Source organism: Stakelama portus (genome assembly GCF_003171655.1).
GTDB classification, from domain to species: Bacteria; Pseudomonadota; Alphaproteobacteria; order Sphingomonadales; family Sphingomonadaceae; genus Sphingomonas; species Sphingomonas portus.
This window is the reverse complement of sequence record NZ_QFZL01000001.1, coordinates 668596-691732: the sequence shown is the minus strand read 5'-3', so window position 1 is coordinate 691732 and position 23137 is coordinate 668596. Positions and strand designations below refer to the sequence as shown.

The following is a 23137-nucleotide window of genomic DNA, read 5'->3' as shown; positions in this document are numbered from 1 at the left end:
ACGATCGGCAAGTCAGCCTTGGTTCAGGCACAATTGCCGATTAAAGCCGCCAATTCTTCCGGTAGATGGTGAGGTTCTGGTTCTCGTGAAACTTGTTGCGAAGGCGGCCCGGATGGGCGGCATGGCCGCGCTGGCCTTGGGACTCATGGCTCTCGCGCCCGCTGCTGGCGCGCAAACCGTCCCCGACGATGCCCCGCTCCCCTCGACCGGCCTCGATCTGCCATCCAATCTTCAGATTTTCGGCGATCCCAATCCGGACGTTCGCAAGCCGACGGCGGTCGTCAACGATACGGTGATCACCGGGACCGATATCGACCAACGCCTTGCCTTCGTCACTGCGGTCAACAATTTCGAACTCAGCGACGAGGACAAGCTTCAGCTTCGCCGGGAAATCCTGTCGCAGCTGATCGACGAAACGCTGCAGATTCAGGAAGCCAAGGCCAACAAGATCGAAGTCACGCCCGATCAGATCGATCGGTATTTCGCCGTCTATGCACAGCGGAACTTCAACAAGACGCCCGAAGAAATGACCGCGTGGCTCACCTCGATCGGATCGTCGGCGGCAACGGTCAAGCGCCAGATCGAAGGTGAAATCTCGTGGCAGCAGCTGCTTCGCCAGCAGGTGCAGGTGAACGTCAGCGACGACGAAGTGCGCGCGACGATCGACCGTATCCGCGAAGCACGCGGAACCGAGGAGTTTCACCTGAAGGAAATCTATATTTCCGCGTCCACGCCGGAGCGTCAGCGTCAGGTCTATGACGCCTTCCAGCAAATGGCCTCGCAGATGCGCGAAGGCACGCCCTTCGAAATGCTTGCCCGGCAATATTCGGAAGCCACGACCGCACCGCTTGGCGGCGATCTGGGCTGGGTCCGTGCCGGGATGGTGCCGCAGCCGCTGGCGCAGGCCGCACAGTCGATGGAAGTGGGTCAGATCGCAGGACCGATCGATGTCGGCGGTGGTTTTTCGCTCCTCTATCTGGTCGACAAGCGCAAGGTGCTGACGGCCGATCCGGGCGATGCGCGTCTCAGCCTGCGGCAGATGACGATCCGCTTCCCCCCGGGCACGGCACAGGCCCAGGCAACATCGCTCGTATCGGCCTTCGCAACCGCGACCCAGGCAATGCGCGGATGCGGCGACGTGGCCGCGACCGCCGAGAAGATCGGCGCGACGGTGGTGGACAATGATTCGATGCGGGTCCGCGACCTGCCGGTCCAGCTGCGCGATACGATGCAGACGATGGAAATCGGCACCGCCACCCAGCCGTTCGGATCGCTCGACGATGGCGTGAGCGTTCTGGTCCTGTGCGGTCGCGATGCCCCGTCCGAACCGCTTCTGCCGTCGGAAGATCAGGTCCGCGATCAGATCGAACAGCAGCGCACCTCGCTTCGCGCTCAGCGTATGCTGCGCGACCTGCGGCGGGACGCCCTGATCGAATATCGGTGAGCGGAGGCTGGTGACCATCCGGCCGCTGGCAGTGGCGATGGGCGACCCCGCGGGGGTCGGCCCGGAAATCGTGGCCAAGGCATGGAATGCGCGCCAGCTTCATTCGCTGGCGCCGTTCTTTGCCGTGGGGGACGTTCGCGCGATTGCGCGCGTGTGGGACGGCCCGGTCGCGAAAATCGACGACCCGGCTCAGGCGCCCGATTGCTTTGCCGATGCGCTGCCGGTCCTGTCGGTCGCCGATGCCGGAGAAATCACGCCCGGCGAACCGAGCATCGAAGGCGCGCGCTGTGCGCTTCAGACGCTGGAGACCGCTTCCGGGCTGGCCCGGTCGGGCGCGGCCGGTGCGCTTGTCACCGGTCCGGTGTCCAAGGGACAGCTCTATCAGGTCGGTTTCTCGCATCCCGGACAGACCGAATTCGTCGCCGAACGCTGCGGCGTGTCGGTCGAAAACGCCGTGATGATGCTGGCCGGCCCCACGCTTCGGGTGGTGCCAATGACGGTGCATGTCGCATTCGCCAAAGTGCCAGAGCTGATTTCGATCGAACTGGTGCTCAACAAGGCGCGGGTCACCGCGCGTGGCCTGTATCGCAATTTCGGCATCGAAAATCCCCGCCTCGCCTTTGCCGGGCTCAATCCCCATTCGGGCGAAGGTGGCGCGATCGGGCGCGAGGAAATCGACATATTGAAGCCCGCCATCGCGCAGTTGCGTGAGGAAGGGATCGACGCGGTCGGCCCCTGGGCGGCCGACGGGATGTTCCATGCCCGCGCCCGTGCCGGATATGACGCGGCGCTGTGCCTCTATCACGATCAGGCGCTGATCCCGATCAAGACGCTGCATTTCGACGAGGGCGTCAACATCACGCTCGGCCTGCCGATCGTGCGCACATCGCCCGATCACGGCACGGCGTTCAACATCGCCGGCACCGATCAGGCGGAGCCCGGCGCGATGATTGCCGCGCTGCGCATGGCGGCAAGCGCCGCCGAGCACCGCGCGGAACTGGCCTCGGCAGGAGCAGCGTGAGCGACCTGCCGCCGCTGCGCGAAGTGATCCGCATCCACGGACTGAGCGCCAGCAAGGCGCTTGGCCAGAACTTCCTGTTCGACGAACAGTTGCTCGATCGCATCGCGGCGGTGCCCGGCGATCTGAACGGCGCCGAAGTGTTCGAAGTCGGCCCGGGCCCCGGCGGGCTGACCCGCGCGCTCCTGCGTGCCGGGGCGAGGGTTACCGCGGTAGAGCGCGACCGGCGTTGCATCCCCGCGCTGGGCGAACTGGCCGATGCCTATCCCGGCAAGCTGACCGTGATCGAAGGCGATGCGCTGGAAATCGACGTCCCTGCCCTGTTCACCGGCAAGCCGCATATCGTCGCCAACCTTCCCTATAATGTCGGCACCGCCTTGCTCGTCCGCTGGCTGTCGGCGCAGTGGATGCCGTGGTGGCAGAGCCTGACGCTGATGTTCCAGCGCGAGGTTGCCGACCGGATCGTCGCGCCGGCGGGAAGCGACGCCTATGGGCGGCTGGCGGTTCTCGCCCAATGGCGATCGAGCGCGAAGATCGCGATGCCGGTCCATCGGTCGGCCTTCACCCCGCCGCCCAAGGTGATGTCGGCAGTGGTGCATATCCTGCCGCAAACCGCGCCCGAGGGGGTGCGGTTCGATCGGCTGGAGGCACTGACCGCCGCCGCATTCGGCCAGCGGCGCAAGATGCTGCGCCAGAGCCTGAAATCGGTGCCCGGCGCGATCGCCGCGATGGAAACCGCCGGAATCGATTCGAGCCGACGGGCAGAAACCGTCAGCGTTGCCGAATATGTCGCGCTGGCGAAGCTGTTGTCCGACTAGCCCGAGGGCTATTGCGCCGTTTCGGGGCTGGGCGTTTCGGTCGATGCCGTAGCGGTCGGCGGCGGCCCCTTTGCGATCGCAGCGGCAAGCCGGTCGCCATCGGGACATGCACCGCCGTTGCAAATGGTGCGGACATTGGCGAGCACTTCATTCGCCTTGTCCATCGCCCCCTTGGCGACGAGCGCTTCGCCTTCGCCGCGCATCGCGACGGTGTCATTGGGGTCGAGCGTCAGCGCATGGCGATAATAGCGGATCGCCTTGCCCGGCAGATCGCGCGCGCGGGCGATATCGCCGAGCGTGACAAAGGCTTCGCGATTGCGCGGATCGACCGCCAGCGCGGTTTCGAGCGAATCGACTGCGCCGCTCAGATCGCCCGCCGCCTGTGCCTGACGCCCCTGCTGCAACAGCGCCATCGAGCGGGCATCGATCTGATCATCCGCACGCTGGCCATAGAGCGACGTCGAAACCGACAGCGCGACAAGGGCAATGGCGACAGAAACGCTCGTGAAACGCATGAAAATCTCCGCAGGTGTTGCACGCATGGCTATCATGACCGGCGCATCATCGCGACAAAAAAGCCGTCGGTCGAGTGCGACTTTGGCGTAAGCCGCATGCCATGGCCGCGCGGCGTCCCGATCGCGAGTTGCGGCGGCTCTGCATCCCATCCCGAATGCGCGTCCAGAAACGCCGCGACCTGATCGGCGCCTTCGGCATCGAGCAACGAACAGACGATATAGACCAGCGCACCGCCCGGCCGCACCAGCTCCGCGCCCAGCGAGAGCAAATGCCGCTGCGTTTCCACGAGCCGATCGAGCCGCGCGGGCGTCAGCCGCCACCGCGCCTCGGGATTGCGCCGCCAGGTGCCGGTGCCCGAACAAGGCGCGTCGATCAGCACCAGATCGGCGCGTTCCGCCCAGCCGTCGAGCGCCGCATGCTCGCGCCCCGGATCGAACAACCGGGTTTCGGCAATGCTGACCCCCGCCCGTTCGGCACGCGGCACAAGCCGCGAAAGCCGCGGGCGATCGATATCGCAGGCAAGGATATGGCCGTGATTGTTCATCGCCGCGGCGAGCGCGAGTGTCTTGCCGCCGCCGCCTGCGCACAGATCGATCACCTGCATCCCCGGTTGCAACGGCGCGGCGAGCGATACCAGCTGGCTGCCCGCGTCCTGAACCTCGAACCAGCCCTCGCGATAGCGGGGCGACTGATCGACGCGTGTGTCGGACGGAAGGCGCAGTGCATCGGGCGCGAAATCGAGCGGTTCGGCGCCTTCCAGTTCGGCAAGCAACTGGTCGCGATCGCCCTTCAGCCGGTTGACACGAATGTCGAGCGGCGCGCGATCGAGCAACGCGGCCTGCTGCGCTTCGTCGAGCCCCGATGCAGTCAGCGCATCGACCAGCCATGCCGGCGCGACGCCCGGCACCGCCGCAGCTTCGCCATCGGCGATCGGCGCGGGGCCATAGGACGACCCGTCGAACGTGTCGGCAAGTTCGGGCTGCAACGCCAGCAGCGCCAGAATCGCCGCCCGGCCGCTTTCGGGGCGTTCGCCGCACAGGCGGATCGCATCATAGACCCGTTCGCGGATCGCGCGCCGGTCCTTCGACCCGGCATAGCGGCGCTCGGCGAACCAGCGCGCGATAATGGTATCGGCTGCCGCACCGCCATCGCGCGCGGCGGCGATGATCGCATCGAGCAGCTCAATCGCCGACCGGGTTCGTGCTGCGGGCGTCATTGGCGGATTTCCGTGCAAAGTTCGCACCGGTTCGCACCCCTACGCGCGGGCGCGCACCCATGCATCTGCGCGCACGCGAGGGAGGCGATAGAATCGACGGCACCGAAAGCCCGGTGAGAAGCGGTACATTCCATCCGCGAGCCAAAGCAGACGAAATCCTAATTTGGAAGGGGCATCTCAGATCCGGTTGGCTTTGGCGATCGCCCCCAGATGCGTTGCGCTGGGTCGCAGCGTCCGACGGAAGGTCCGGCGATCCACCGCGGCGAGCCCGAAATGCTTGTCGTACCCCGACGTCCATTCGAAATTGTCGATCAGCGACCAATGGATATAGCTGTGCACCGCAATGCCGTCGGCGATGCAGTCGCCAAGGCTGTCGAGCGCGGCGTCGATGAACGCTATCCGCCGGCTGTCGTCATCGGTCGCAATGCCGTTTTCGGTGACGAATATCGGCTTTCCGATCGCGCCATGCGCCCAGCGTATCGTGTTGCCGAGCGCGGCCGGATAAAATTCATATCCGGCATCGGTCATTTCCGCGCCTTCGGGCGGTGCCACGAAGCCGCGCGAATCGACAAGCAGCCGGGTATAGGTCTGAACGCCGATGAAATCGGCATGGCTGCGCCCCGCCGCGACCCAATCGCCATAGAGCCTGTCGCGATATTGCGATGCGAGCGAATTTTCGCCGACCGGCTGGATATCGGTGGTCGTCAGGCTGAGCCCGACGGGGAGGTCGGGGCGAACCGCCTTGATCGCGTCATATGCCTTGCGATGCGCTTCGATCATCAGCGGCGTGCTGATCGCCGGGTCGGCAAAGGCCAGCCGGGAAAACCGCGGCGAACCGGTCGCGCGGCGGCACGCATCGACCATCGCCTGCGCGGCGTTGCGGACAGTTTCGGCCAGCGGAAACAGCGCGACGAACAGCTGGATATTCGCTTCGTTGAACGTCGTCGCCATGTGCATCAGACCGCCGAGATGTTCCGCCGCGCGACCGCAGAAGCGCGCGAAAAGATCGGGGGAATCGGCGACTTCAAACCCGCCACGCGCAGCGAACCATATCGGCGTGGTGAAATGGTTGAAAGTGACGATGGGGCGCAGCCCATGGCTGCGGCAGCATTCGAGCACGCGCGCATAATGATCGAGCTCAGCATTGGAGAAATGCCCCTCGCTCGGTTCGATCCGCGCCCATTCGATGCCGAGCCGATAGCAGTTGAACCCCAGCCCCGCCGCCAGAGCGATATCCTCGGCATAACGATGATAGCTGTCGCACGCGTCGCCCGAACGTTCCTTGAACACAGTCGGGGTGACGTTTTCGGCGATCCACGCGTCGCTGTTGGTATTATTGCCTTCGCTCTGATGCGCGGAAATCGCCGAACCCCACAGGAAATCGGACGGCAAGGGGCGGGTGCGTCGCGATTGCGCGGCGGAATAGGCGTGAGCCGGCGACGTCGTGGCGCCGGCCAGGCCCAGAGCGGCGCCGGCCAACATCGTCCGGCGCGTCAGATCGAAACCGTCCTTGCCGATGGCCGTCATGCGATACTCTCCCCTTGATGCTCAGCCGATAGGTGCGTTCCGGCTTTTGGCGCGTCGATAATGCCGGGAATATTGCGCGCGCGTCATTGCGAGCGTCAATACTAACTTTCTTGTGAATCAATATTGATGCGCCACAGCTTTTCGATGGGCAGCCGTTGCCGCAGCGGACCCCAGCGCTTAGATCAAACGCCTGTTCGACCGCTGACCAGAACGTGAGAAACCTGTGCCGAAATTCCGCGTAGCCGCCCTTGCCTCGCTTGCCCTGATTTCGCTTCCCACCACCGCGTTTGCCCAACAGCGCCCGCACGCCGCTCCGGCGCAGCCTGCTCCGCAGACCATCCTGTTCATCGGCAACAGCTTCACCTTTGGTGCGCTGTCTTCGGCCAATCATTATGGCGCCGGCGGCGTCACCGATCTGAACGGCGAAGGGATTGGCGGAGTGCCCGCGCTGTTCAAGATCTTCACCGAACATGCCGGGCTGGATTACGCGGTCAGCCTGGAAACCGCGCCGGGGCGCAGCCTGGAATGGCATTGGGAAAATAAACGCGCGCTGCTCGATCGCCCATGGGACCATGTGGTGATGCAGGAATATAGCACGCTGGATGCCGCCGATCCGGGCAATCCGGCAAAGCTGGTCGATTATGCGGGCCGCTGGGTCGCGTTGTTCACGGCGAAGAATCCCGGTGTCGATATCAGCCTGACCGCCACCTGGACGCGGCCGGACCAGACCTATCGCCCCGGCGGCAAATGGTATGGCAAGCCGGTATGGCAGATGGCGCTCGACCTGCGCCACGGATATGACCTCGCCGCCAATGCCTATCCCCAGATTGCGCGAGTCAATCCGGTGGGTCAGGCCTTTAGCTGCGCGATCGCTGCCGGGTTTGCCGATGCCAATCCCTATGACGGGATCGATCCCGATACGGTCGGCCTATGGGCTTGGGACCATTATCATGCGAGCTTCGCGGGCTATTATCTCGAAGCGCTGACGGTGTTTATCGGCGTGACGGGTGAAGACCCCCGGCGATTCGGCGGGCATGAAAAAGCGGCCATGGACAATGGCTTGTCACCCATAGCTGCGACTCGGCTGCAACGAGTCGCCTGGGCGGCGACGCATGGCGAAAGCTGTTCGGCTCTCGCCGCCGAATAGCTGCGATCAGAACAGCCGCGTCAGCAGATAGAAGAGCGCACCCACCGCCGCCGAAGCGGGGATGGTGATGATCCACGCCACCACCACATTCTGTGCGACACCCCAGCGAACGGCCGAGGCACGGCGTGCGGTGCCCGCGCCGATCACTGCGCCGGTGATGGTGTGGGTGGTCGATACCGGAATGCCGAGCGCCGATGCCGTGAACAGCACGATCGATCCGGCAAGCGATGCGCTGAACCCCTGATGCTGCGACAATTTGGTGATGCGCGTGCCCATGGTTTCGATGATCCGCCAGCCGCCGGTCATCGTGCCGAGCGCAATCGCGGCGTAACAGGCAATCGCGACCCAGTGCGGCACTTCGAATTCGCCCGACAGATAGCCGGTCGAATAGAGCAGCACGGTGATGATCCCCATCGTCTTTTGCGCGTCGTTGAGGCCATGGGCGAGCGAATAGGCGCCCGAGGAAATCAGGTGCAGCAGCTTCAACCCGCGCTCGGCGCCGCGCGCGGTTGCCCGGCGCAGCCCCCAGCTGCTGACCAGCATCACCAGCATCGCCAGGATCATCCCCAGCAGCGGCGACAGGACGATGGCGATCAGCGTCTTGGAAAGCCCGCCCCATTGAATGCCGGTCAGGCCGGCATGCGCCATCCCCGCCCCGATCAGCCCGCCGATCAGCGCATGGCTGGACGAGGAAGGAATCCCCTTGAGCCAGGTGACGACGTTCCAGAACATCGCCCCGATCAGCGCGCCGAACACGACGGCGGGCGTCACCAGATCCTTGTCGATCAGCCCCTTGCCGATCGTTTCCGCAACTGCATGCAGCGCAGGAAAGGCAATGGTGACGAAATAGGCGGCGAAGTTGAAAAATGCCGCGAAGATCACCGCCTGCACCGGCGAAAGCAGCCGCGTCGCCACCACCGTCGCAATGGCGTTGGCGGCGTCGTGCAGCCCGTTGAGATAATCGAATGCCAGCGCGACCAGGATCAGCGCGACGAGCAGCGGAAAGGCGAGTTCGTACACGAGTGCGCGATCAGGCGTGGTCGATGACGATGCCGTCGATCTGATCGGCGACATCCTCGAACGCATCGACGATCCGTTCGAGATGCTTGTAGATTTCGCGCTCGATCACGAAACGCAGCGTATCGGTTCCACCATGTTCGGCGAGCGCACGGCGGAGCCCCTCGGTATGGATCGCGTCGGCATGGCCCTCGATCCGGATCAGCCGTTCGGTGAGTTCGTGCAGCCGCTTGGCATTTTTGGCGACATCGCGCAGCAGCGGCATCGCTTCGGATGTCAGCCGCGCGGCATCGACCGCGATCGCCGCCATGTCGCGCATTTCCGGCGTGAAGGCCGTGAATTCATACAGGCTGATCGCCTGTGCCGCTGCCTGCATTTCATCGACCGTGTCGTCCAGCGCGCCGATCAGACTGGTGATCGATGCGCGATCGAACGGCGTCAGGAAGGTGCGGCGCACTTCCTGCAACACTTCGCGCGTGATTTCATCGGCGTCATTCTCACGCTCGATGATCTCGCGGATATGCTCGGCCGAATCCTCGCCGCCCGACATCAGCCGCGCAGTCGCTTCCGCGCCGGCCAGCACCGTGGCGGCATGTGCTTCGAACTGCTCGAAGAAATTGCCGGTTTTCGGCAGCAGGCGTTGGAACCAGGCAAACATGTGATGCACCTTGGAATGGCCCGGCACGGCTTCGAACAGGCGCGTTCGGCTCGCGGCGGATTTGAAATCGGATGTGGCAAAGGACTGAATCAGCCGACCCAGATCCTCTTCGTCGACGGCATCGGCGGCTTCCTCGAGCGTGAACCAGCGGCGCTCGCGCTCGTCCTGTTCCTTCCAGCGGTCGAGCTCACGCGTCATCGCCAGCGGAAACACGTCGACGTCGATCATCAGCGAGGCGCCGCTGCCGCGCAGCTTGCGATAGCGATAGCTGCCGAGCGGCACCGGACAGACCGCGCCGAGGATGCCCGCTTCCTCCTCCGCTTCCTTCGCGGCGGCGACATGCGCGGGCATGCGCGGGCCGATATTGCCCTTGGGCATCACCCAGCGCCCGGTGCCACGCGACGTGATCAGCATCACCCGAACGCTGGCGTTCGAGGCAAGGCCTTCAGTCTTGTAGGGAAGAGCGGCAACCTGGCGAATGATGCGAGTCCGGATTGGAATAAAGCGTGCCGCGCCCTGTACGCGCTCCGCCGCCAATCCGCAAAGGGGTGTTACAGATTTGTTACAGCCCGTTGCGCATCAGGCACATCATCGCGTCGGGTAGTTGGGTGCCTCACGCGTGATGGTGACGTCATGGACATGGCTTTCGCGCAGGCCCGCATTGGTGATGCGGACGAAACGTGCCTTTTCGCGGAGCTGGGGCAGCGTCGGCGCGCCGACATAGCCCATCGCCGCCTTTACGCCGCCGACCAGCTGGTGGATCACATCGCGCGCCGGGCCCTTATAGGGGACCTGGCCTTCGATGCCTTCGGGGACGAGCTTGAGCTGGTCCTTGATATCCTGCTGGAAATAGCGGTCGGCAGAGCCGCGCGCCATCGCGCCGACGCTTCCCATGCCGCGATAGCTTTTATAGGCACGGCCTTGATATAAAAAGGTTTCCCCGGGCGCTTCCTCGGTACCCGCCAGCAGCGAACCGACCATCACGGTCGATGCGCCCGCCGCCAGTGCCTTGGCGATGTCGCCCGAAGTGCGCAGCCCGCCATCGGCGATCACCGGAATACCCTGTTTCGCCGCTTCGCCCGCTGCGTCCATGACGGCAGTAAGCTGCGGCACGCCGACACCGGCGACGACGCGCGTGGTGCAGATCGATCCCGGACCGATGCCGACCTTCACGCCGTCCGCACCCGCGCCGATCAGTGCCTTGGCCGCTTCGCCGGTGGCGACATTGCCGGCAACGACCTGAACATTGTTGGAGAGCTTCTTCACCCGCTCGACCGCGCGCGCCACGTCCTTGTTATGGCCGTGCGCGGTATCGATGACGATCAGATCGACTTCGGCATCGACCAGCGCGGCGGTCCGCTCAAACCCCTTGTCGCCCACCGTGGTCGCGGCGGCGACGCACAGGCGGCCCGCGCCGTCCTTGGTCGCGCTGGGATAGAGCACGGCCTTTTCGATGTCCTTCACGGTGATCAGGCCGATGCAGCGATAATCGGCATCGACCACCAGCAGCTTTTCGATGCGGCGCTGATGCAGCAGGCGGCGCGCCTCCTCCTGATTGACGCCGGCCGAAACCGTGGCGAGATTTTCGTGCGTCATCAGTTCGGAAACCGGCTGTTGCGGGTTTTCGGCAAAGCGCACGTCGCGATTGGTCAGGATGCCGACCAGCTTGCCGCCCGCTTCGGTGATCGGAATGCCGCTGATCCGGTGCTTGTCCATCAGCGCCTGCGCTTCGGCGAGCGTCCCGTCGGGCGACATGGTGATCGGGTTGACCACCATCCCGCTTTCGAAGCGCTTCACCTGACGCACCGCGTCGCATTGTTCCTCGACCGAGAGATTGCGGTGGAGAACGCCGATCCCGCCCAGCTGCGCCATGACGATCGCCATGTCCGCCTCGGTCACGGTATCCATCGCCGACGACAGGATCGGAATGTTGAGCGCCAGATTCTTCGTCACGAAGGTCCGGGGATCCGCCATGCTGGGCAGCACCTCGGATTCGCCCGGGTAGAGAAGGACGTCGTCGAAAGTGAGACCGTAGGGGATTTCCATGGAGCGCCAAATGTCCTGAGTCGGGAATTGGCGGTCCATGTAACCGCAGCTACGGTTTCGCGCTAGGGGGTGGTGAAATCAGACGTTCGATCAGCGCGATCACCGCCACGCCCACGGCATAGGCGATCAGGTCGCGCCAGTCGAAATGCGATCCGATCACGAGCCGCCAGGGCGATCCGTGGGTGAGCCCCAGCATGTCGGCGAGGCCGATCAACTGCGAAAACTCGATCGCGAAGGCAATGGCGAGCGCGGAAAGCGCAGCGGTGCGCACGCCGATCGGCAGCATCGTCCTAAGGCCGCAATAGACGAGGATCACGGCCAGCGTATCGCCGAGCAGCGGTCGCACGAATCCGTCATGGACATAGAGCGCGATGGCGACTTCGATCAGAAACACCGCCAGCGCGGCCAGCGCATAGCCCCAGCGGACGCGCATTGCGGTTATCGACCCGCCCGCGCCAGCATCTCACGCGCCTGTGCGACGTGCATGTCCTCGATCATCCGGTCGCGGAACCGCTCGGCGCCGCCGCTGGCCGCCGCGACCAGTGCTTCGGCCTCTTCCAGTTCCTCGGGCGTCGGCGAATAGGCTTCGCGCGCGATATCGATCTGATTGGGATGGATCAGCGTCTTGCCGTCGAACCCCAGCGCCCTGCCTTCGCGACACTGCGCCGCCAGCCCGTCGGGATCGTCGAGCCGGTTAAAGACGCCGTCGAGCGCCCAGAGCGCGCGCGAGCGCGCCGCCAGCACGACAAGCTGCAACGACAGGCCAAGCGCCGGGCGCGTGTCGCCCGGCGGCAGTTTCAGCGAATGCGCCAGATCGTTCGGCCCGACGATCAGCCCGGCGAGATCGACGCGATAGCCAGTGGCGCAGGCGATCTGGCCCACATTCATCACGCCCGCCGCGCTTTCGATCATCGCGAGCTGCGGCTTTTTGGCGCGCATCGCCGCGTTGACGACGTCACTGGGCTGTTCGACCTTGGGCAGCACGACATAGCTGGCGGCCGAGCGGCGAACCATTTTGAGGTCCGACTTGTGATGCGGACTTTCCGGCCCGTTGACCCGGATCGCGACCGGGGTTTCGCCGAAAGTACCGGCGGCCTCCCGCGCGGCATGGCGCGCGTCGCGCTTGTCGCCTTCCTTCACTGCATCCTCAAGGTCGAGGATCACCAGATCGACGGCGAGCGTCCGCGCCTTCGCGATCGCGCGGGGATTGGAAGCCGGCAGGAACAGCGCGGTGCGCGGAGCGAGTCGTGTTTTGGTAGCCATCGCCAATCCCTATGCTAGCAAGAGGATCGTAAATCGAGAGGGAGTCGGGGGATGGACGCGTTATCGACCTTGCTGGTCTTCGTTGCGGTGCTGGTGGTGCTCTACCTGTTTGTCAGCGTGAAGATCGTGCGGCAGGGCTATCAGTACACGATCGAATATTTCGGTCGCTATACCGGCACGGCGACGCCCGGTTTCAACTTCTACCCCGCATTCCTCTATCGCGTCGGGCGCCGCGTGAACATGATGGAGCAGGTGATCGATATTCCGGGTCAGGAAATCATCACCAAGGACAATGCGATGATCCAGACCGATGGCGTCGTGTTCTTTCAGGTGCTCGATGCGGCCAAGGCGGCCTATGAAGTCAGCGACCTCTATGTCGCGCTGCTCAACCTGACGACCACGAACCTGCGTACGGTGATGGGGTCGATGGACCTCGACGAAACCCTGTCGAAACGCGACGAGATCAACGCCCGGCTGCTGTCGGTGGTCGATCACGCGACGACTCCCTGGGGCGTCAAGATCACCCGCGTCGAAATCAAGGATATCCGCCCGCCGCAGGACATCGTCAATGCGATGGGCCGCCAGATGAAGGCCGAGCGCGAAAAGCGGGCCAACATCCTGGATGCCGAAGGTGATCGCGCATCGCAGATCCTGCGCGCCGAGGGGCTGAAACAGTCGGCGATCCTGGAAGCCGAGGGCAAGCGCGAAGCGGCCTATCGCGAGGCGGAGGCACGCGAACGCGCGGCTGAAGCCGAAGCCAAGGCGACGCAGCTGGTCAGCGAAGCGATCGAAAGCGGAAACGCGCAGGCGATCAACTATTTCGTTGCGCAAAAATATGTCGAGGCGGTCAGCAAATTCGCGACATCGCCCAATGCAAAGACGATCCTGTTCCCGGTTGAAGCGACGCAGTTGATCGGTACGCTGGGCGGTATCGGCGAACTCGCCAAGGAAGCGCTGGGCAAGGATCAGCCGTCGGCACCGCCGCCCGCCTCCCCGCCGGCACGTCGCCGCTCACCCTTCACCCCGGAGTAACGATGGACTGGCTCAACGAGGCGGGCCTGTGGTGGCTGATCGGGGCGGTCGTTCTGGCCGTCACGGAGTTGCTCGTCCCCGGCGTATTCCTGATCTTTCTGGCGATTGCGGCGGCTGTCACCGGGGCAATCACGCTGTTCTTTCCGGATTTGCCGGCGGGAGGCCAATTGATCGGCTTTGCCGCGTGGTCGGCGGTGACGGTGCTGATCGGCAAACGCTGGTACCGTGACTATCCGGTCGAAACGAGCGATCCGATGCTCAACGATCGCGTGGCGCGACTGATCGGGCAGACGGTCACTGTGGTCTCTCCGATCACCGGCGGCCAGGGCCGGGTCAAGGTGGGAGATGGCGAATGGTCCGCGTTCGGCGACGACGCCCCCGCCGGCACGATGGTGCGGATCATCGGTGCGCGCGATGGGGCGCTGCTGGTTGAAATCCCGCCCATGATCGGTTCAGAACCCCAGTCCTAAGACCCGGAGCCCGCCTCCGGGAGTATATTCAGGAGATACGCAATGTTCCGCACCACCCGTCGTTCGCTGCTCGCCGGGGCCGGCGCCAGCATTGTCGCCGGAACGCTGCCCGCGCGTGCCTTTGCCGCGGCCCAGTCGGCGGATGAACATGCCCAGACGCTGATCGATGTCGTCGCCGAACGCTATCTCGACCTGTTTCCCGAAAGCGCGACCTATCTGGGCATCGACACCGACACCCGCGCCAACAAGAAATTCGAGCTGGCCGATCGCAGCGTGGTGGGGCGCGACCATGTCGCGACGACGCTGCGCGAGGATGTGGCGATGCTGGCGCAGCTCGATCTTGACACGCTGTCACCGGTGATGCGGATCAATGTAGATGTCGCGATGACCTCCTATCGTCTGGCGCTCGACGGCCTCGAATTCCCCTATGGCGATGTCGCCGTCGGCAGCTGGCGCAACGCGCCCTATGTCGTGGTGCAGAATGTCGGCGCCTATCTCGATATTCCGCAGATGCTCGACAGCGATCACAAGATCGAACGCTGGTCCGATGCCGATGCCTATCTGTCGCGGATGCGCGACTATGCCGACGCGCTCGACGGCGAAACCGAGCGGCTGAAGATCGCCTATGACAAGGGCGTGATCGCGCCCGATTTCCTGATCGACAAGACGCTGGCGTCGATGGACATCGCGACGGCGGGCGCGCCGGGCGAATGGGGCATCGTCAAATCGCTGGCGGCGCGGACCGAGGGCTATCATGCCGATTATGCCGGTGCCGCCGCGAAAATCGCGCGCGAAGCGATCGCGCCCGCGCTTGAACGCCAGATCGCGGAACTGAAACGCCACCGCGCGGTCGCGACCAGCGATGCGGGCGTGTGGAAATTCCCCGATGGCGAGGAATATTATGCCTGGGCGCTGCGCGCGGGCACCACCACCGACATGACGCCCGACGAAGTGCACCAGATGGGCCTCGATCAGGTGGCGGAGCTGCACGGTAGGATGGACGCGATCCTGAGCAAGATCGGCTATACCAGCGGCAGCGTCGGCGAGCGGATGGTCGCGCTGGCGAAAGATCCCGAATATCTCTTCCCGGCGGGCGACGAAGGGCGCGATGCGATCCTTGCCTTTGCCCGCGGCAAGATCATGGCGATGCGCGACAAGATGCCGCAGGCGTTCAACACGCTCGTCCCCGGCAATTTCGAAGTGAAACGGATGCCGCTGGAGGCCGAGCCGGGCGCTCCCATGGCCTATGGTGGTGCCGGCAGCATCGACGGCAGCGTGCCGGGCCGGATGTGGCTCAATCTGCGCAATCCCGGGATGTTCACTCGCTATTCGCTGCCCGATCTTTGCTATCACGAGGCCATTCCCGGCCATGTGTGGGAAGGCGAATATAGCCATCGCCTGCCGCTGATCCGATCGCTGCTCGCCTTCAATGCCTTTTCCGAAGGCTGGGCGCTCTATGCCGAGCAGCTGGGCGACGAACTGGGCGCCTATGACGATTTCGAAGTGGGGCGGCTCGGCTATCTCCAGTCGATCGCGTTTCGCGCGTGCCGTCTGGTGGTCGACACGGGGCTCCATGCCAAGCGCTGGACGCGCGAACATGCGATCCAGTGGTTCCACGAAACCAACGGATCGGGGATCGACGAAGTTACCAGCGAAGTCGAACGCTATTGCAGCTGGCCGGGTCAGGCGTGCGGCTACAAGGTCGGGCACAGCGAGATCAATCGCCTGCGCGACAAGGCAAAGGCGGAGATGGGCGATCGCTACAGCTTCAAGGATTATAACGACGCGGTGGTCACCAGCGGCAATGTGCCGATGACGGTGCTGGGCCGCGTGGTGGAGCGGTATATCGCGGGGTGAGAAACCGGGTGCATCTTTTGCCGATCGTGGCACTGCTGACGCTATCGGCCTGCAGCAGCGACAGAGATGACCCTCCCCCGCTCGATCACGATGTAACGATTGAATCCGCCAACATGGTAGTGCTCATAGTACGCATCGTGCCTGACAACCCGTCGCTGAACGCATTGTTTCTGCATCCACAGACCATTGGTGGTCGCTATGGCGCGCTTATTGTCGAAAACGCTGCGTCGCATGCGTTGATGGACCAGGCCATGGATGTCTATTCAGAGCGACCGGAATGCACCTATTTCGCAGTGCGCATTATCGCTGCGGGCACGATGAAGGCAGGGAATGGCGAACTAGCTCTCGACAAGGCGAAGGTGATGGAAAAGGCCACGCCGAAAGAGCTGGAGGATCGGTTCGGTTTTCAGCGCGGACGCTACGGTCCGGGTCAATGCTGAAAGCCTGACTGATCTCACCAGATTCGCCCGCAATCGGGCGGAGCAAAGGCGGGGTTCTCCCAGCGTTGCTTTTGGCCCCGGACGGAGCGGGCTGACGCGCGATACCCACCCCCGGCCTCTTCCCTTGCAGGCAGGGGAAGATTGGCACGCTTACTCGGACGAAAACGACCCACGGCCCGTCGCCCCTGCGCAGGCAGGGGCCTATCGCTATGCCGTCCTGAAGCTCCGGCCGATCTAGAAGTTTGCCCTATGTGTCAGAGCGCTTGCGCGACGATGCAGACATAGGCCCGGCGACGGCGTTGTTATGCCGTCGGAAACGCTTCCCGATCGGGCGCGACGAATCCGCGCCGTGCCGCGACCGAAAACAACCGCTCGTGCGAATAGAAGCGCAGCGGCCAGTCGCGATGGCCCATCGGGCTGAGCAGCAGCGCGTTGACGCGTTCGGCGAGGCCCGCCCCGCCCTGCCATTCGCGCAGGAACTGGCGGACGCCCGCGACGAAACAATGGGTGATCGTGTCGTGATAGCCATTATGATCATCGTTCACGCCGCCGACGCTTTCGTTGAAGCGGCTGATGATCGCGCCGATCCGGGCGTCGACATCGATGTCGGGCCGCTGCGTCAGCAGATAGAGCGTTGCGGCGAGATGCGCCTCGTGCGTCCATTCCTCGCGGCGCAGCGTACAGGCGACCAGCCCTTCGCCCAGATGGCGAACGGCCTCGTCGCTGTCGAACAGGCGCGGTGCGAACTCGGTCATGGCTACAACCGGGCTCGCGCCCGCCCGTTTTCCTTCTCCGGCGTTATTTCTTGCCGAACAGCCCCGAAGCGAGGCCGCCCAGCGCGCCCGCGCCACCGCCGCCGAGCATCTCGGCAAAGCGGTTCAGCGCGCCTTCGCCCCCGATATGGGTGATGATTTCCTGAATCTTGTCGAGCGGCAGGCCGGTTTCGGCGGCGGCGCCTTCGGCAGTGTCGCCTTCCATCGGATGGAATTTGGCCAGCGCCTGAATCGCCATTTCGACATGCTCGGGCGAGAGCCCGACCTTTGCCGCGAGATTGGCGACATCAACATTTCCAGCGACTTGGCCGAGGATAGCGTCCAGCATGCTCATCGAAGCTTCCTTTACGATCGAAACGGGAGCGCAATGCTTAGCACCAAGACCCGGAAACGGCGAGGCCCGCCGGTGCGAAAATGCACCGGCGGGCCCCGATAAGCCGGTCTTGCCGGCGCGTCGGTGTCGCGCTTATTCGGCCGGAACCTGCGATCCCGGTGCCGCCGCGCGGACCGATTCATCGACATGTTCGGCGAATTCGGCGAAATTTTCGTTGAACAGATCGACCAGCTTCGCCGCCGTCGCGTCATAGGCCGCCTTGTCCGCCCAGGTTTCGCGCGGATCGAGGATATTGGCGTCGACGCCCGGCACGCTCACCGGCACCGCGAACCCGAAATTGGGGTCGGTGCGGAATTCGGCGTCGTTCAGGCTGCCGTCGAGCGCGGCGTTGAGCAAAGCACGCGTCGCCTTGATCGGCATGCGCTTGCCTTCGCCATATTTGCCGCCGCTCCAGCCGGTGTTGACCAGCCAGCAATTGACGCCGCCCTTGGCGATCCGTTCCTTGAGCAGATTGCCATAGACCGACGGGTGACGCGGCATGAACGGCGCCCCGAAACAGGTCGAGAAAGTGGCTTCGGGCTCGGTCACGCCGATTTCGGTGCCCGCCACCTTCGCCGTATAGCCCGACAGGAAGTGATACATTGCCTGATCGGGTGTCAGCTTCGCGATCGGCGGCAGCACGCCGAACGCATCGGCGGTCAGCATGATCACATTATGCGGCACCGGCCCCATGTTCTTTTCCGAACAATTGGGGATGAAATCGATCGGATAGGCACCGCGGCTGTTTTCGGCGAGGCTGTTGTCGTCGAGGTCGAGCGTCCGCGTTTCCGCGTCCATCACGACATTTTCGAGCACCGTGCCGAACCGTTTGGTCGTCGCATAGATTTCCGGCTCGGCCTCCGCCGACAGCTTGATCATCTTGGCATAGCAGCCGCCTTCGAAATTGAAGACCGCCGTGTCCGACCAGCCATGTTCGTCGTCGCCGATCAGCGTGCGGCTGGCATCGGCCGACAGCGTCGTCTTGCCCGTGCCCGACAGGCCAAAGAAGATCGCCGTATCGCCCTTCGACCCGATATTGGCCGAACAATGCATCGGCATGATGCCATCGACCGGCAACAGATAGTTGAGCAGGCCGAACACGCTCTTCTTCATTTCGCCGGCATAGGCGGTGCCGCCGATCAGGATCATCTTTTCGCTGAAATTGACCGCGATCACGGTCTCGCTGCGGCAGCCATGGCGTGCCGGGTCCGCCTTGAAGCTGGGCAGATCGATGATCGTATATTCCGGGTCGAACCCGGCCAGATCCCCCGCATCGGGCCGCACCAGCATCGTGCGGATGAACAGATTGTGCCAGGCAAGTTCGTTGATGATGCGCACGCGCACGCGATGTTCCGGCTGCGAACCGCCATAGAGATCCTGAACGAACAGCGCGTCCTTGTCCTTAAGCGCGGCAAGGAAATCGGCCTTGAGCGCGGCAAAGGCGTCGGGCGCCATGGCCTTGTTGACCTTGCCCCACCAGACGCTGTCCTCGGTCTCGGCATCGCGGACGATGAACTTGTCGCTCGCCGAACGGCCGGTATGCTTGCCGGTGGTCACGACCAGCGGCCCATCCTTGGCCAGCATGCCCTCGCCTCGCGAAACGGCCTTTTCGACCAGCGGAGCGGTCTCAAGATTCCAGAAAAGCTCTGCCCGGGTTTCGATACCCTGGGCGCCGAGATCCCTGACCGGTGTGCGCGTCGTCAATCAGCCCTCCCTTGTGCGTACTCCGCCGCGCAATGCCGGAACCCGTAGCGGCGCGCGGTGTTTCCCATCTCGCCTAAGACAGCCGGATACTGCCCGTCAAACAGGTAACCGGTTACATGCGATTGAGCGTGTCGAAACTTTCGTCTAACCGAGAGACCGGCCCAAAGGAGCTATCCGGAAAAGCATGACTGCAACCATCGCGCTTGTTGACGACGATCGGAACATTCTGACTTCGGTTTCGATCGCCCTTCAGACCGAAGGGTTTCTGACTCGCGTATATTCGGACGGCGAAAGCGCGCTGAAGGCATTGATCGACAATCCGCCCGATCTGGCGGTGCTCGACATCAAGATGCCCAAGCTCGACGGGCTCGAACTGCTCCGCCGCCTGCGTGAAAAGAGCGCGATCCCGGTCATCTTCCTCACTTCGAAGGACGATGAGCTGGACGAGGCGCTGGGGCTGGCGATGGGCGCGGACGATTATATCGCCAAACCGTTCAGCCAGCGGCTGCTGATCGCGCGCATCCGCGCGATCCTGCGCCGTACAGAGGTGCTGCAACCGAGCGGCGAGGAAAGCGGCGGCGAAACCGCACCGGTGCTGGAACGCGGGCGGCTGACGATGGACCCGGCGCGGCACCGCGTCACCTGGGGCGGCAAGAACGTCACGCTGACCGTCACCGAATTCCTGATCCTGGAAACGCTCGCCCAGCGGCCGGGCATCGTCAAGACGCGCAACCAGTTGATGGACGCGGCCTATCAGGACGATATCTACGTCGACGACCGCACCATCGACAGCCATATCAAGCGCGTCCGTCGCAAATTCCGCCAGGTCGACAATGAATTCGACGCGATCGAAACGCTTTATGGCGCGGGATATCGATTCTCGGATGAATGAAGACCCGGAGCTTGCGCTTCGCTGGTCGAGCCGGGTCAGCCTGACGACGCGAATCCTGGCGCTCAACATCTTCGCGCTGGCGCTGCTGGCGGGCGGTTTTTCCTATCTCGACAGTTTCCGCAGCCGAATCGTCGACAGCCGTGTGGCGCAGGCGGGACGCGAAGTGCGGTTGCTCGCGCAATCGCTGGCATCGGCGACCAGCGAGCGCCGTGACCTGCTGGTGCTCAGCCTCGCGCGCGATACCGGATCGCGCATCCGCCTGTACGACGAAACCGGCAAGCTGATTTCCGACAGCCGCGAACTGGGGCTGCGCAACGTCGTGCTGCGCGATCCCGACAAGGATCCGATGGGCCAGACGATTGCCCGGTTCCTCGACGCCGTGATCGACCGCGTCGCGGGCGCCGAACGCGCCCCGCAATATCGCGAACAGGGGCCGGAGGAAGGGCTGGAATGGCCCGATGTCCGCACCGCGCTGGCGACGCATGGCACGCCCGCCACCGTATGGCGCGCGCCCGATCGCACGCCGGTGATCACTGCCGCCGCGCCGATCACCGGGCTGGGCGTGGTGATGACGACCGTCAATGCGCGCGACATCACCACCACGGTCCGCGCCGAACGCTATCGGCTGGGCGTCGTGCTGGGCATCGTCACGCTGGTTTCGATCCTGTTGTCGCTGTTTCTGGCCCGCACCATCGTCCGGCCGCTGCGCCGGCTGGCACGCGCGGCAGTGCGGGTGCGGCTGGGGCGTGCGCGCGAAGTCGTCGTCCCGCGCCTGCCCAGCCGCCGCGACGAGATCGGATCGCTCGCCCGCGCGATATCCGACATGACTCAGGCGCTGCGCGCGCGGATCGACGCGACCGAAGCCTTTGCCGCCGATCTGGCGCATGAGCTCAAGAACCCGCTGGCATCGCTGCGTTCGGCGGTCGAGGGGCTTGGCAACGTCAAGGACCCCGATCTTCAGGCGCAGCTGATCGCGATCATCCGCGACGATGTGCAGCGACTCGACCGGCTGATCACCGATATTTCCGATGCGTCGCGGCTCGATGCGCAGCTCAGCCGTGCGACGTTCGAACCGCTGGAGCTCGACGCCGTCATCCAGGCGCTGGTCGATCAGCGCACCCAGCGCGGCATGCCCAACGATGTACGCATCATGGTCGACCGCCAGACCGGCGGTCCGGTTACAATCCTGGGCGAAGGCGTGCGGCTGGAGCGCGTGTTCGACAATCTGATCGAAAACGCCATTTCCTTTTCCCCCGCCGGCGGGCTGATCACGATTTCGATCGGCACCGAAGCCGGCATGGCGATCGTCCGCGTCGAGGACGAAGGGCCCGGCGTGCCCGAGGAAGCGCGCGAATCGATCTTTCGCCGATTCCATTCGGTGCGCCCGCGCGAGGAAGCCTTTGGCCAGCATTCGGGGCTCGGCCTTGCCATCGCGCGCACCATCGTCGAAGGGCATCAGGGCAGCATCCATGTCGAATCGCGTGAGGATCGCCTGGGCGGCGCGCGGTTCGTGGTGCGATTGCCGATCGCGGGCGCGGGACGGGCGGAGGGGAATTTCGCGTGACCGAATTGTCGACCGAAACGCTGCACGCATCCTGTGTCGCGATCGGCGGCCATGCCGTGCTGATCGAAGGACCGTCGGGCGCGGGCAAGTCCGATCTGGCGCTGCGGCTGATCGATCGCGGGGCAGCTCTGGTTTCCGACGACTATACGACCTGTGTTCGCCGCGAAGGCCGATTGTTCGCCTCGCCGCCCGATACGATCGCCGGAAAGATCGAAGTTCGCGGTGTCGGAATCGTCGAAATATCCTATGAAACACATGTGAGCGTGGGACTTCATATCGCGATCGCCGCCGAGCCGCCGCGGCTGCCCGACGGATTCGGAACGCGGCAAATCGCAGGCGTGGCCATTCCGTCGCTGACGCTCGCCGCGCTGGAGGCTTCCGCGCCGCTCAAGGTCGAATATGCGCTGGCGAGGGCAATCGCAGCGTGATCAAGCGGCGCCCCAAGAACATCCTGCTGGTCACCGGCATGTCCGGCGCGGGCAAATCGACCGTGCTGCGCACGCTGGAGGATCTGGGCTGGGAAGTGGTCGACAATCTGCCGCTGCTGCTGCTCAATCGGTTGCTCGACACGCCGCTGCCCGAAGGTACCGAAAGCGACGATGATCGCCCGATGGCGATCGGCATCGGCGCGCGCACCCGCGGTTTCGACGGCGAGAGCATCGTCCGCCGGATCAAGCGGCTGCGCGAGGAACATGGCCATGACATCGGCATGTTGTTCCTCGATTGCGCGGGCAGCGAGCTGGAGCGCCGCTATTCCGAAACGCGGCGCCGCCATCCGCTGGCTCAGGACCGGCCCGCCCATGACGGAATCGGGCGCGAGCGCGATCTGCTGATGCCGCTGCGGCGCTGGGCCAACCGGCTGGTCGACACGACCAACCTGACGGCGAACGAACTGGCGCAACAGATCCGGCAGACATTTTCGATCGACGGCACCGGACAGACAACGATTTCGGTCATGTCGTTCGGCTTTTCGCGGGGCGTTCCGCGCAACGCCGATCTGGTGTTCGACATGCGTTTCCTGCGCAATCCGCACTGGGTGGAGGAATTGCGCCCGGGAACCGGCCAGGATGCCGATGTTTCCGCCTATATTGAAGAAGACGTGGCCTATGCTGCGGCGATGACGCAGATCGAATCGCTGCTGCTGTTGCTGCTTCCGCGCTATCAGGCGGAAGGCAAGGCCTATGTCACCATCGGCTTTGGCTGTACCGGAGGCAGACACCGTTCGGTTCATGTCGCCGAACGGATGGCGCGCCGGTTGCGTGAGGAAGGTTTTTCGCCCACGGTGACGCATCGGGATCTGCAGACCGCGCCGCAGGACTCGCTCGAACAGCAGCCAGCGGCGCCGGCAATTGGATGATGACA

At 64.2% G+C, this 23137-nt stretch carries 23 protein-coding genes; 12 read left to right on the top strand and 11 right to left on the bottom strand.

Annotation, left to right across the window (positions count from 1 at the left end):
- The first annotated feature begins 121 nt into the window (after positions 1-121).
- From DKB74_RS03160 to rsmA, 3 genes are read left to right on the top strand one after another with little or no spacing between them, the layout of a single operon-like run.
- Complete coding sequence (locus DKB74_RS03160; RefSeq protein ID WP_239987350.1) at positions 122-1444, top strand: peptidylprolyl isomerase; 1323 nt, start codon at positions 122-124, stop codon at positions 1442-1444.
- 37 nt (positions 1445-1481) lie between these two features.
- Positions 1482-2465, top strand: coding sequence for a 4-hydroxythreonine-4-phosphate dehydrogenase PdxA (gene pdxA / locus DKB74_RS03155; RefSeq protein ID WP_239987393.1), 984 nt, complete (start codon positions 1482-1484; stop codon positions 2463-2465).
- Positions 2462-3280, top strand: coding sequence for a 16S rRNA (adenine(1518)-N(6)/adenine(1519)-N(6))-dimethyltransferase RsmA (rsmA, locus tag DKB74_RS03150; protein ID WP_109806622.1), 819 nt, complete (start codon positions 2462-2464; stop codon positions 3278-3280). The genes pdxA and rsmA overlap by 4 nt, the downstream gene beginning before the upstream one ends.
- 8 nt (positions 3281-3288) lie before the next feature.
- Here rsmA and DKB74_RS03145 read toward each other — a convergent pair whose 3' ends face one another.
- The 3 genes from DKB74_RS03145 to DKB74_RS03135 form a co-directional block, all read right to left on the bottom strand.
- On the bottom strand, positions 3289-3795 hold the full coding sequence (locus DKB74_RS03145) for a tetratricopeptide repeat protein (RefSeq protein ID WP_109806621.1): 507 nt from the start codon (positions 3793-3795) through the stop codon (positions 3289-3291).
- A gap of 32 nt (positions 3796-3827) precedes the next feature.
- Complete coding sequence (locus tag DKB74_RS03140; protein ID WP_109806620.1) at positions 3828-5012, bottom strand: RsmB/NOP family class I SAM-dependent RNA methyltransferase; 1185 nt, start codon at positions 5010-5012, stop codon at positions 3828-3830.
- A 177-nt stretch (positions 5013-5189) separates the two neighbouring features.
- The gene (locus tag DKB74_RS03135) at positions 5190-6539 is read right to left on the bottom strand and encodes a glycoside hydrolase family 1 protein (protein ID WP_239987349.1); all 1350 of its coding nucleotides are present in this window, start codon (positions 6537-6539) and stop codon (positions 5190-5192) included.
- A 223-nt stretch (positions 6540-6762) separates the two neighbouring features.
- On the opposite strand from DKB74_RS03135, the gene DKB74_RS03130 reads away from it, so the two are divergent.
- Positions 6763-7686, top strand: a complete 924-nt coding sequence (locus DKB74_RS03130; RefSeq protein ID WP_239987348.1) for a PEP-CTERM sorting domain-containing protein — start codon at positions 6763-6765, stop codon at positions 7684-7686.
- Positions 7687-7692: 6 nt separating this feature from the next.
- Here DKB74_RS03130 and DKB74_RS03125 read toward each other — a convergent pair whose 3' ends face one another.
- The 5 genes from DKB74_RS03125 to DKB74_RS03105 all read right to left on the bottom strand — a co-directional run bounded on the left by DKB74_RS03125 (position 7693) and on the right by DKB74_RS03105 (position 12670).
- Positions 7693-8706 (bottom strand): inorganic phosphate transporter, encoded by a 1014-nt coding sequence (locus DKB74_RS03125; protein ID WP_109807088.1) that lies wholly within the window; start codon positions 8704-8706, stop codon positions 7693-7695.
- Positions 8707-8716: 10 nt separating this feature from the next.
- Positions 8717-9778 carry a DUF47 family protein gene (locus tag DKB74_RS03120; RefSeq protein ID WP_109806619.1) on the bottom strand — a complete coding sequence of 354 codons (1062 nt, stop codon included), beginning with the start codon at positions 9776-9778 and terminating at the stop codon, positions 8717-8719.
- A 171-nt stretch (positions 9779-9949) separates the two neighbouring features.
- Positions 9950-11407, bottom strand: coding sequence for an IMP dehydrogenase (gene guaB / locus DKB74_RS03115; RefSeq protein ID WP_109806618.1), 1458 nt, complete (start codon positions 11405-11407; stop codon positions 9950-9952).
- A 49-nt stretch (positions 11408-11456) separates the two neighbouring features.
- Positions 11457-11840, bottom strand: a complete 384-nt coding sequence (locus tag DKB74_RS03110; RefSeq protein ID WP_109806617.1) for a ribosomal maturation YjgA family protein — start codon at positions 11838-11840, stop codon at positions 11457-11459.
- 5 nt (positions 11841-11845) lie between these two features.
- On the bottom strand, positions 11846-12670 hold the full coding sequence (locus DKB74_RS03105) for an HpcH/HpaI aldolase/citrate lyase family protein (RefSeq protein WP_109806616.1): 825 nt from the start codon (positions 12668-12670) through the stop codon (positions 11846-11848).
- A 51-nt stretch (positions 12671-12721) separates the two neighbouring features.
- On the opposite strand from DKB74_RS03105, the gene DKB74_RS03100 reads away from it, so the two are divergent.
- From DKB74_RS03100 to DKB74_RS03085, 4 genes are read left to right on the top strand one after another with little or no spacing between them, the layout of a single operon-like run.
- The gene (locus tag DKB74_RS03100) at positions 12722-13702 is read left to right on the top strand and encodes an SPFH domain-containing protein (protein ID WP_109806615.1); all 981 of its coding nucleotides are present in this window, start codon (positions 12722-12724) and stop codon (positions 13700-13702) included.
- Positions 13703-13704: 2 nt separating this feature from the next.
- On the top strand, positions 13705-14172 hold the full coding sequence (locus DKB74_RS03095) for an NfeD family protein (RefSeq protein ID WP_109806614.1): 468 nt from the start codon (positions 13705-13707) through the stop codon (positions 14170-14172).
- A gap of 42 nt (positions 14173-14214) precedes the next feature.
- Entirely contained in the window at positions 14215-16029 is a 1815-nt protein-coding gene (locus DKB74_RS03090) for a DUF885 domain-containing protein (protein WP_109806613.1), read from the top strand.
- Between the two features lie 8 nt (positions 16030-16037).
- Positions 16038-16469 carry a hypothetical protein gene (locus DKB74_RS03085; protein ID WP_109806612.1) on the top strand — a complete coding sequence of 144 codons (432 nt, stop codon included), beginning with the start codon at positions 16038-16040 and terminating at the stop codon, positions 16467-16469.
- Between the two features lie 302 nt (positions 16470-16771).
- Here the strand turns inward: DKB74_RS03085 and DKB74_RS03080 are convergent, their stop codons facing one another.
- The 3 genes from DKB74_RS03080 to DKB74_RS03070 form a co-directional block, all read right to left on the bottom strand.
- A complete protein-coding gene (locus DKB74_RS03080; protein WP_109806611.1) occupies positions 16772-17224 on the bottom strand; it encodes a hypothetical protein in 453 nt (150 codons plus the stop codon).
- Positions 17225-17267: 43 nt separating this feature from the next.
- Positions 17268-17576: a hypothetical protein gene (locus DKB74_RS03075; RefSeq protein WP_109806610.1), complete on the bottom strand. Its 309-nt coding sequence runs from the start codon at positions 17574-17576 to the stop codon at positions 17268-17270.
- A gap of 132 nt (positions 17577-17708) precedes the next feature.
- Positions 17709-19319, bottom strand: a complete 1611-nt coding sequence (locus DKB74_RS03070) for a phosphoenolpyruvate carboxykinase (RefSeq protein ID WP_109806609.1) — start codon at positions 19317-19319, stop codon at positions 17709-17711.
- 184 nt (positions 19320-19503) lie between these two features.
- Between DKB74_RS03070 and DKB74_RS03065 the strand changes: the two genes are divergently transcribed.
- Genes DKB74_RS03065 through rapZ form a run of 4 tightly spaced genes read left to right on the top strand, consistent with a single transcriptional unit; the run spans position 19504 to position 23132 of the window.
- Complete coding sequence (locus DKB74_RS03065; protein WP_109806608.1) at positions 19504-20211, top strand: response regulator transcription factor; 708 nt, start codon at positions 19504-19506, stop codon at positions 20209-20211.
- The gene (locus DKB74_RS03060) at positions 20180-21775 is read left to right on the top strand and encodes a sensor histidine kinase (RefSeq protein ID WP_109806607.1); all 1596 of its coding nucleotides are present in this window, start codon (positions 20180-20182) and stop codon (positions 21773-21775) included. Before DKB74_RS03065 ends, DKB74_RS03060 begins: the two co-directional genes overlap by 32 nt.
- On the top strand, positions 21772-22203 hold the full coding sequence (locus DKB74_RS03055) for an HPr kinase/phosphorylase (RefSeq protein ID WP_109806606.1): 432 nt from the start codon (positions 21772-21774) through the stop codon (positions 22201-22203). Before DKB74_RS03060 ends, DKB74_RS03055 begins: the two co-directional genes overlap by 4 nt.
- Positions 22200-23132, top strand: a complete 933-nt coding sequence (rapZ, locus tag DKB74_RS03050) for an RNase adapter RapZ (protein WP_420822393.1) — start codon at positions 22200-22202, stop codon at positions 23130-23132. The genes DKB74_RS03055 and rapZ overlap by 4 nt, the downstream gene beginning before the upstream one ends.
- Positions 23133-23137: the final 5 nt, after the last annotated feature.

Bases quoted from the DNA above. Each gene is read 5' to 3' on its own strand.
- DKB74_RS03160 (WP_239987350.1), top strand. From the start codon at position 122: ATGGCCGCGCTGGCCTTGGGACTCATGGCTCTCGCGCCCGCTGCTGGC.
- pdxA (WP_239987393.1), top strand. From the start codon at position 1,482: ATGGGCGACCCCGCGGGGGTCGGCCCGGAAATCGTGGCCAAGGCATGG.
- DKB74_RS03145 (WP_109806621.1), bottom strand. From the start codon at position 3,795: ATGCGTTTCACGAGCGTTTCTGTCGCCATTGCCCTTGTCGCGCTGTCG.
- DKB74_RS03140 (WP_109806620.1), bottom strand. From the start codon at position 5,012: ATGACGCCCGCAGCACGAACCCGGTCGGCGATTGAGCTGCTCGATGCG.
- DKB74_RS03135 (WP_239987349.1), bottom strand. From the start codon at position 6,539: ATGACGGCCATCGGCAAGGACGGTTTCGATCTGACGCGCCGGACGATG.
- guaB (WP_109806618.1), bottom strand. From the start codon at position 11,407: ATGGAAATCCCCTACGGTCTCACTTTCGACGACGTCCTTCTCTACCCG.
- DKB74_RS03110 (WP_109806617.1), bottom strand. From the start codon at position 11,840: ATGCGCGTCCGCTGGGGCTATGCGCTGGCCGCGCTGGCGGTGTTTCTG.
- DKB74_RS03105 (WP_109806616.1), bottom strand. From the start codon at position 12,670: ATGGCTACCAAAACACGACTCGCTCCGCGCACCGCGCTGTTCCTGCCG.
- DKB74_RS03100 (WP_109806615.1), top strand. From the start codon at position 12,722: ATGGACGCGTTATCGACCTTGCTGGTCTTCGTTGCGGTGCTGGTGGTG.
- DKB74_RS03095 (WP_109806614.1), top strand. From the start codon at position 13,705: ATGGACTGGCTCAACGAGGCGGGCCTGTGGTGGCTGATCGGGGCGGTC.
- DKB74_RS03090 (WP_109806613.1), top strand. From the start codon at position 14,215: ATGTTCCGCACCACCCGTCGTTCGCTGCTCGCCGGGGCCGGCGCCAGC.
- DKB74_RS03080 (WP_109806611.1), bottom strand. From the start codon at position 17,224: ATGACCGAGTTCGCACCGCGCCTGTTCGACAGCGACGAGGCCGTTCGC.
- DKB74_RS03075 (WP_109806610.1), bottom strand. From the start codon at position 17,576: ATGAGCATGCTGGACGCTATCCTCGGCCAAGTCGCTGGAAATGTTGAT.
- DKB74_RS03065 (WP_109806608.1), top strand. From the start codon at position 19,504: ATGACTGCAACCATCGCGCTTGTTGACGACGATCGGAACATTCTGACT.
- DKB74_RS03060 (WP_109806607.1), top strand. From the start codon at position 20,180: ATGGCGCGGGATATCGATTCTCGGATGAATGAAGACCCGGAGCTTGCG.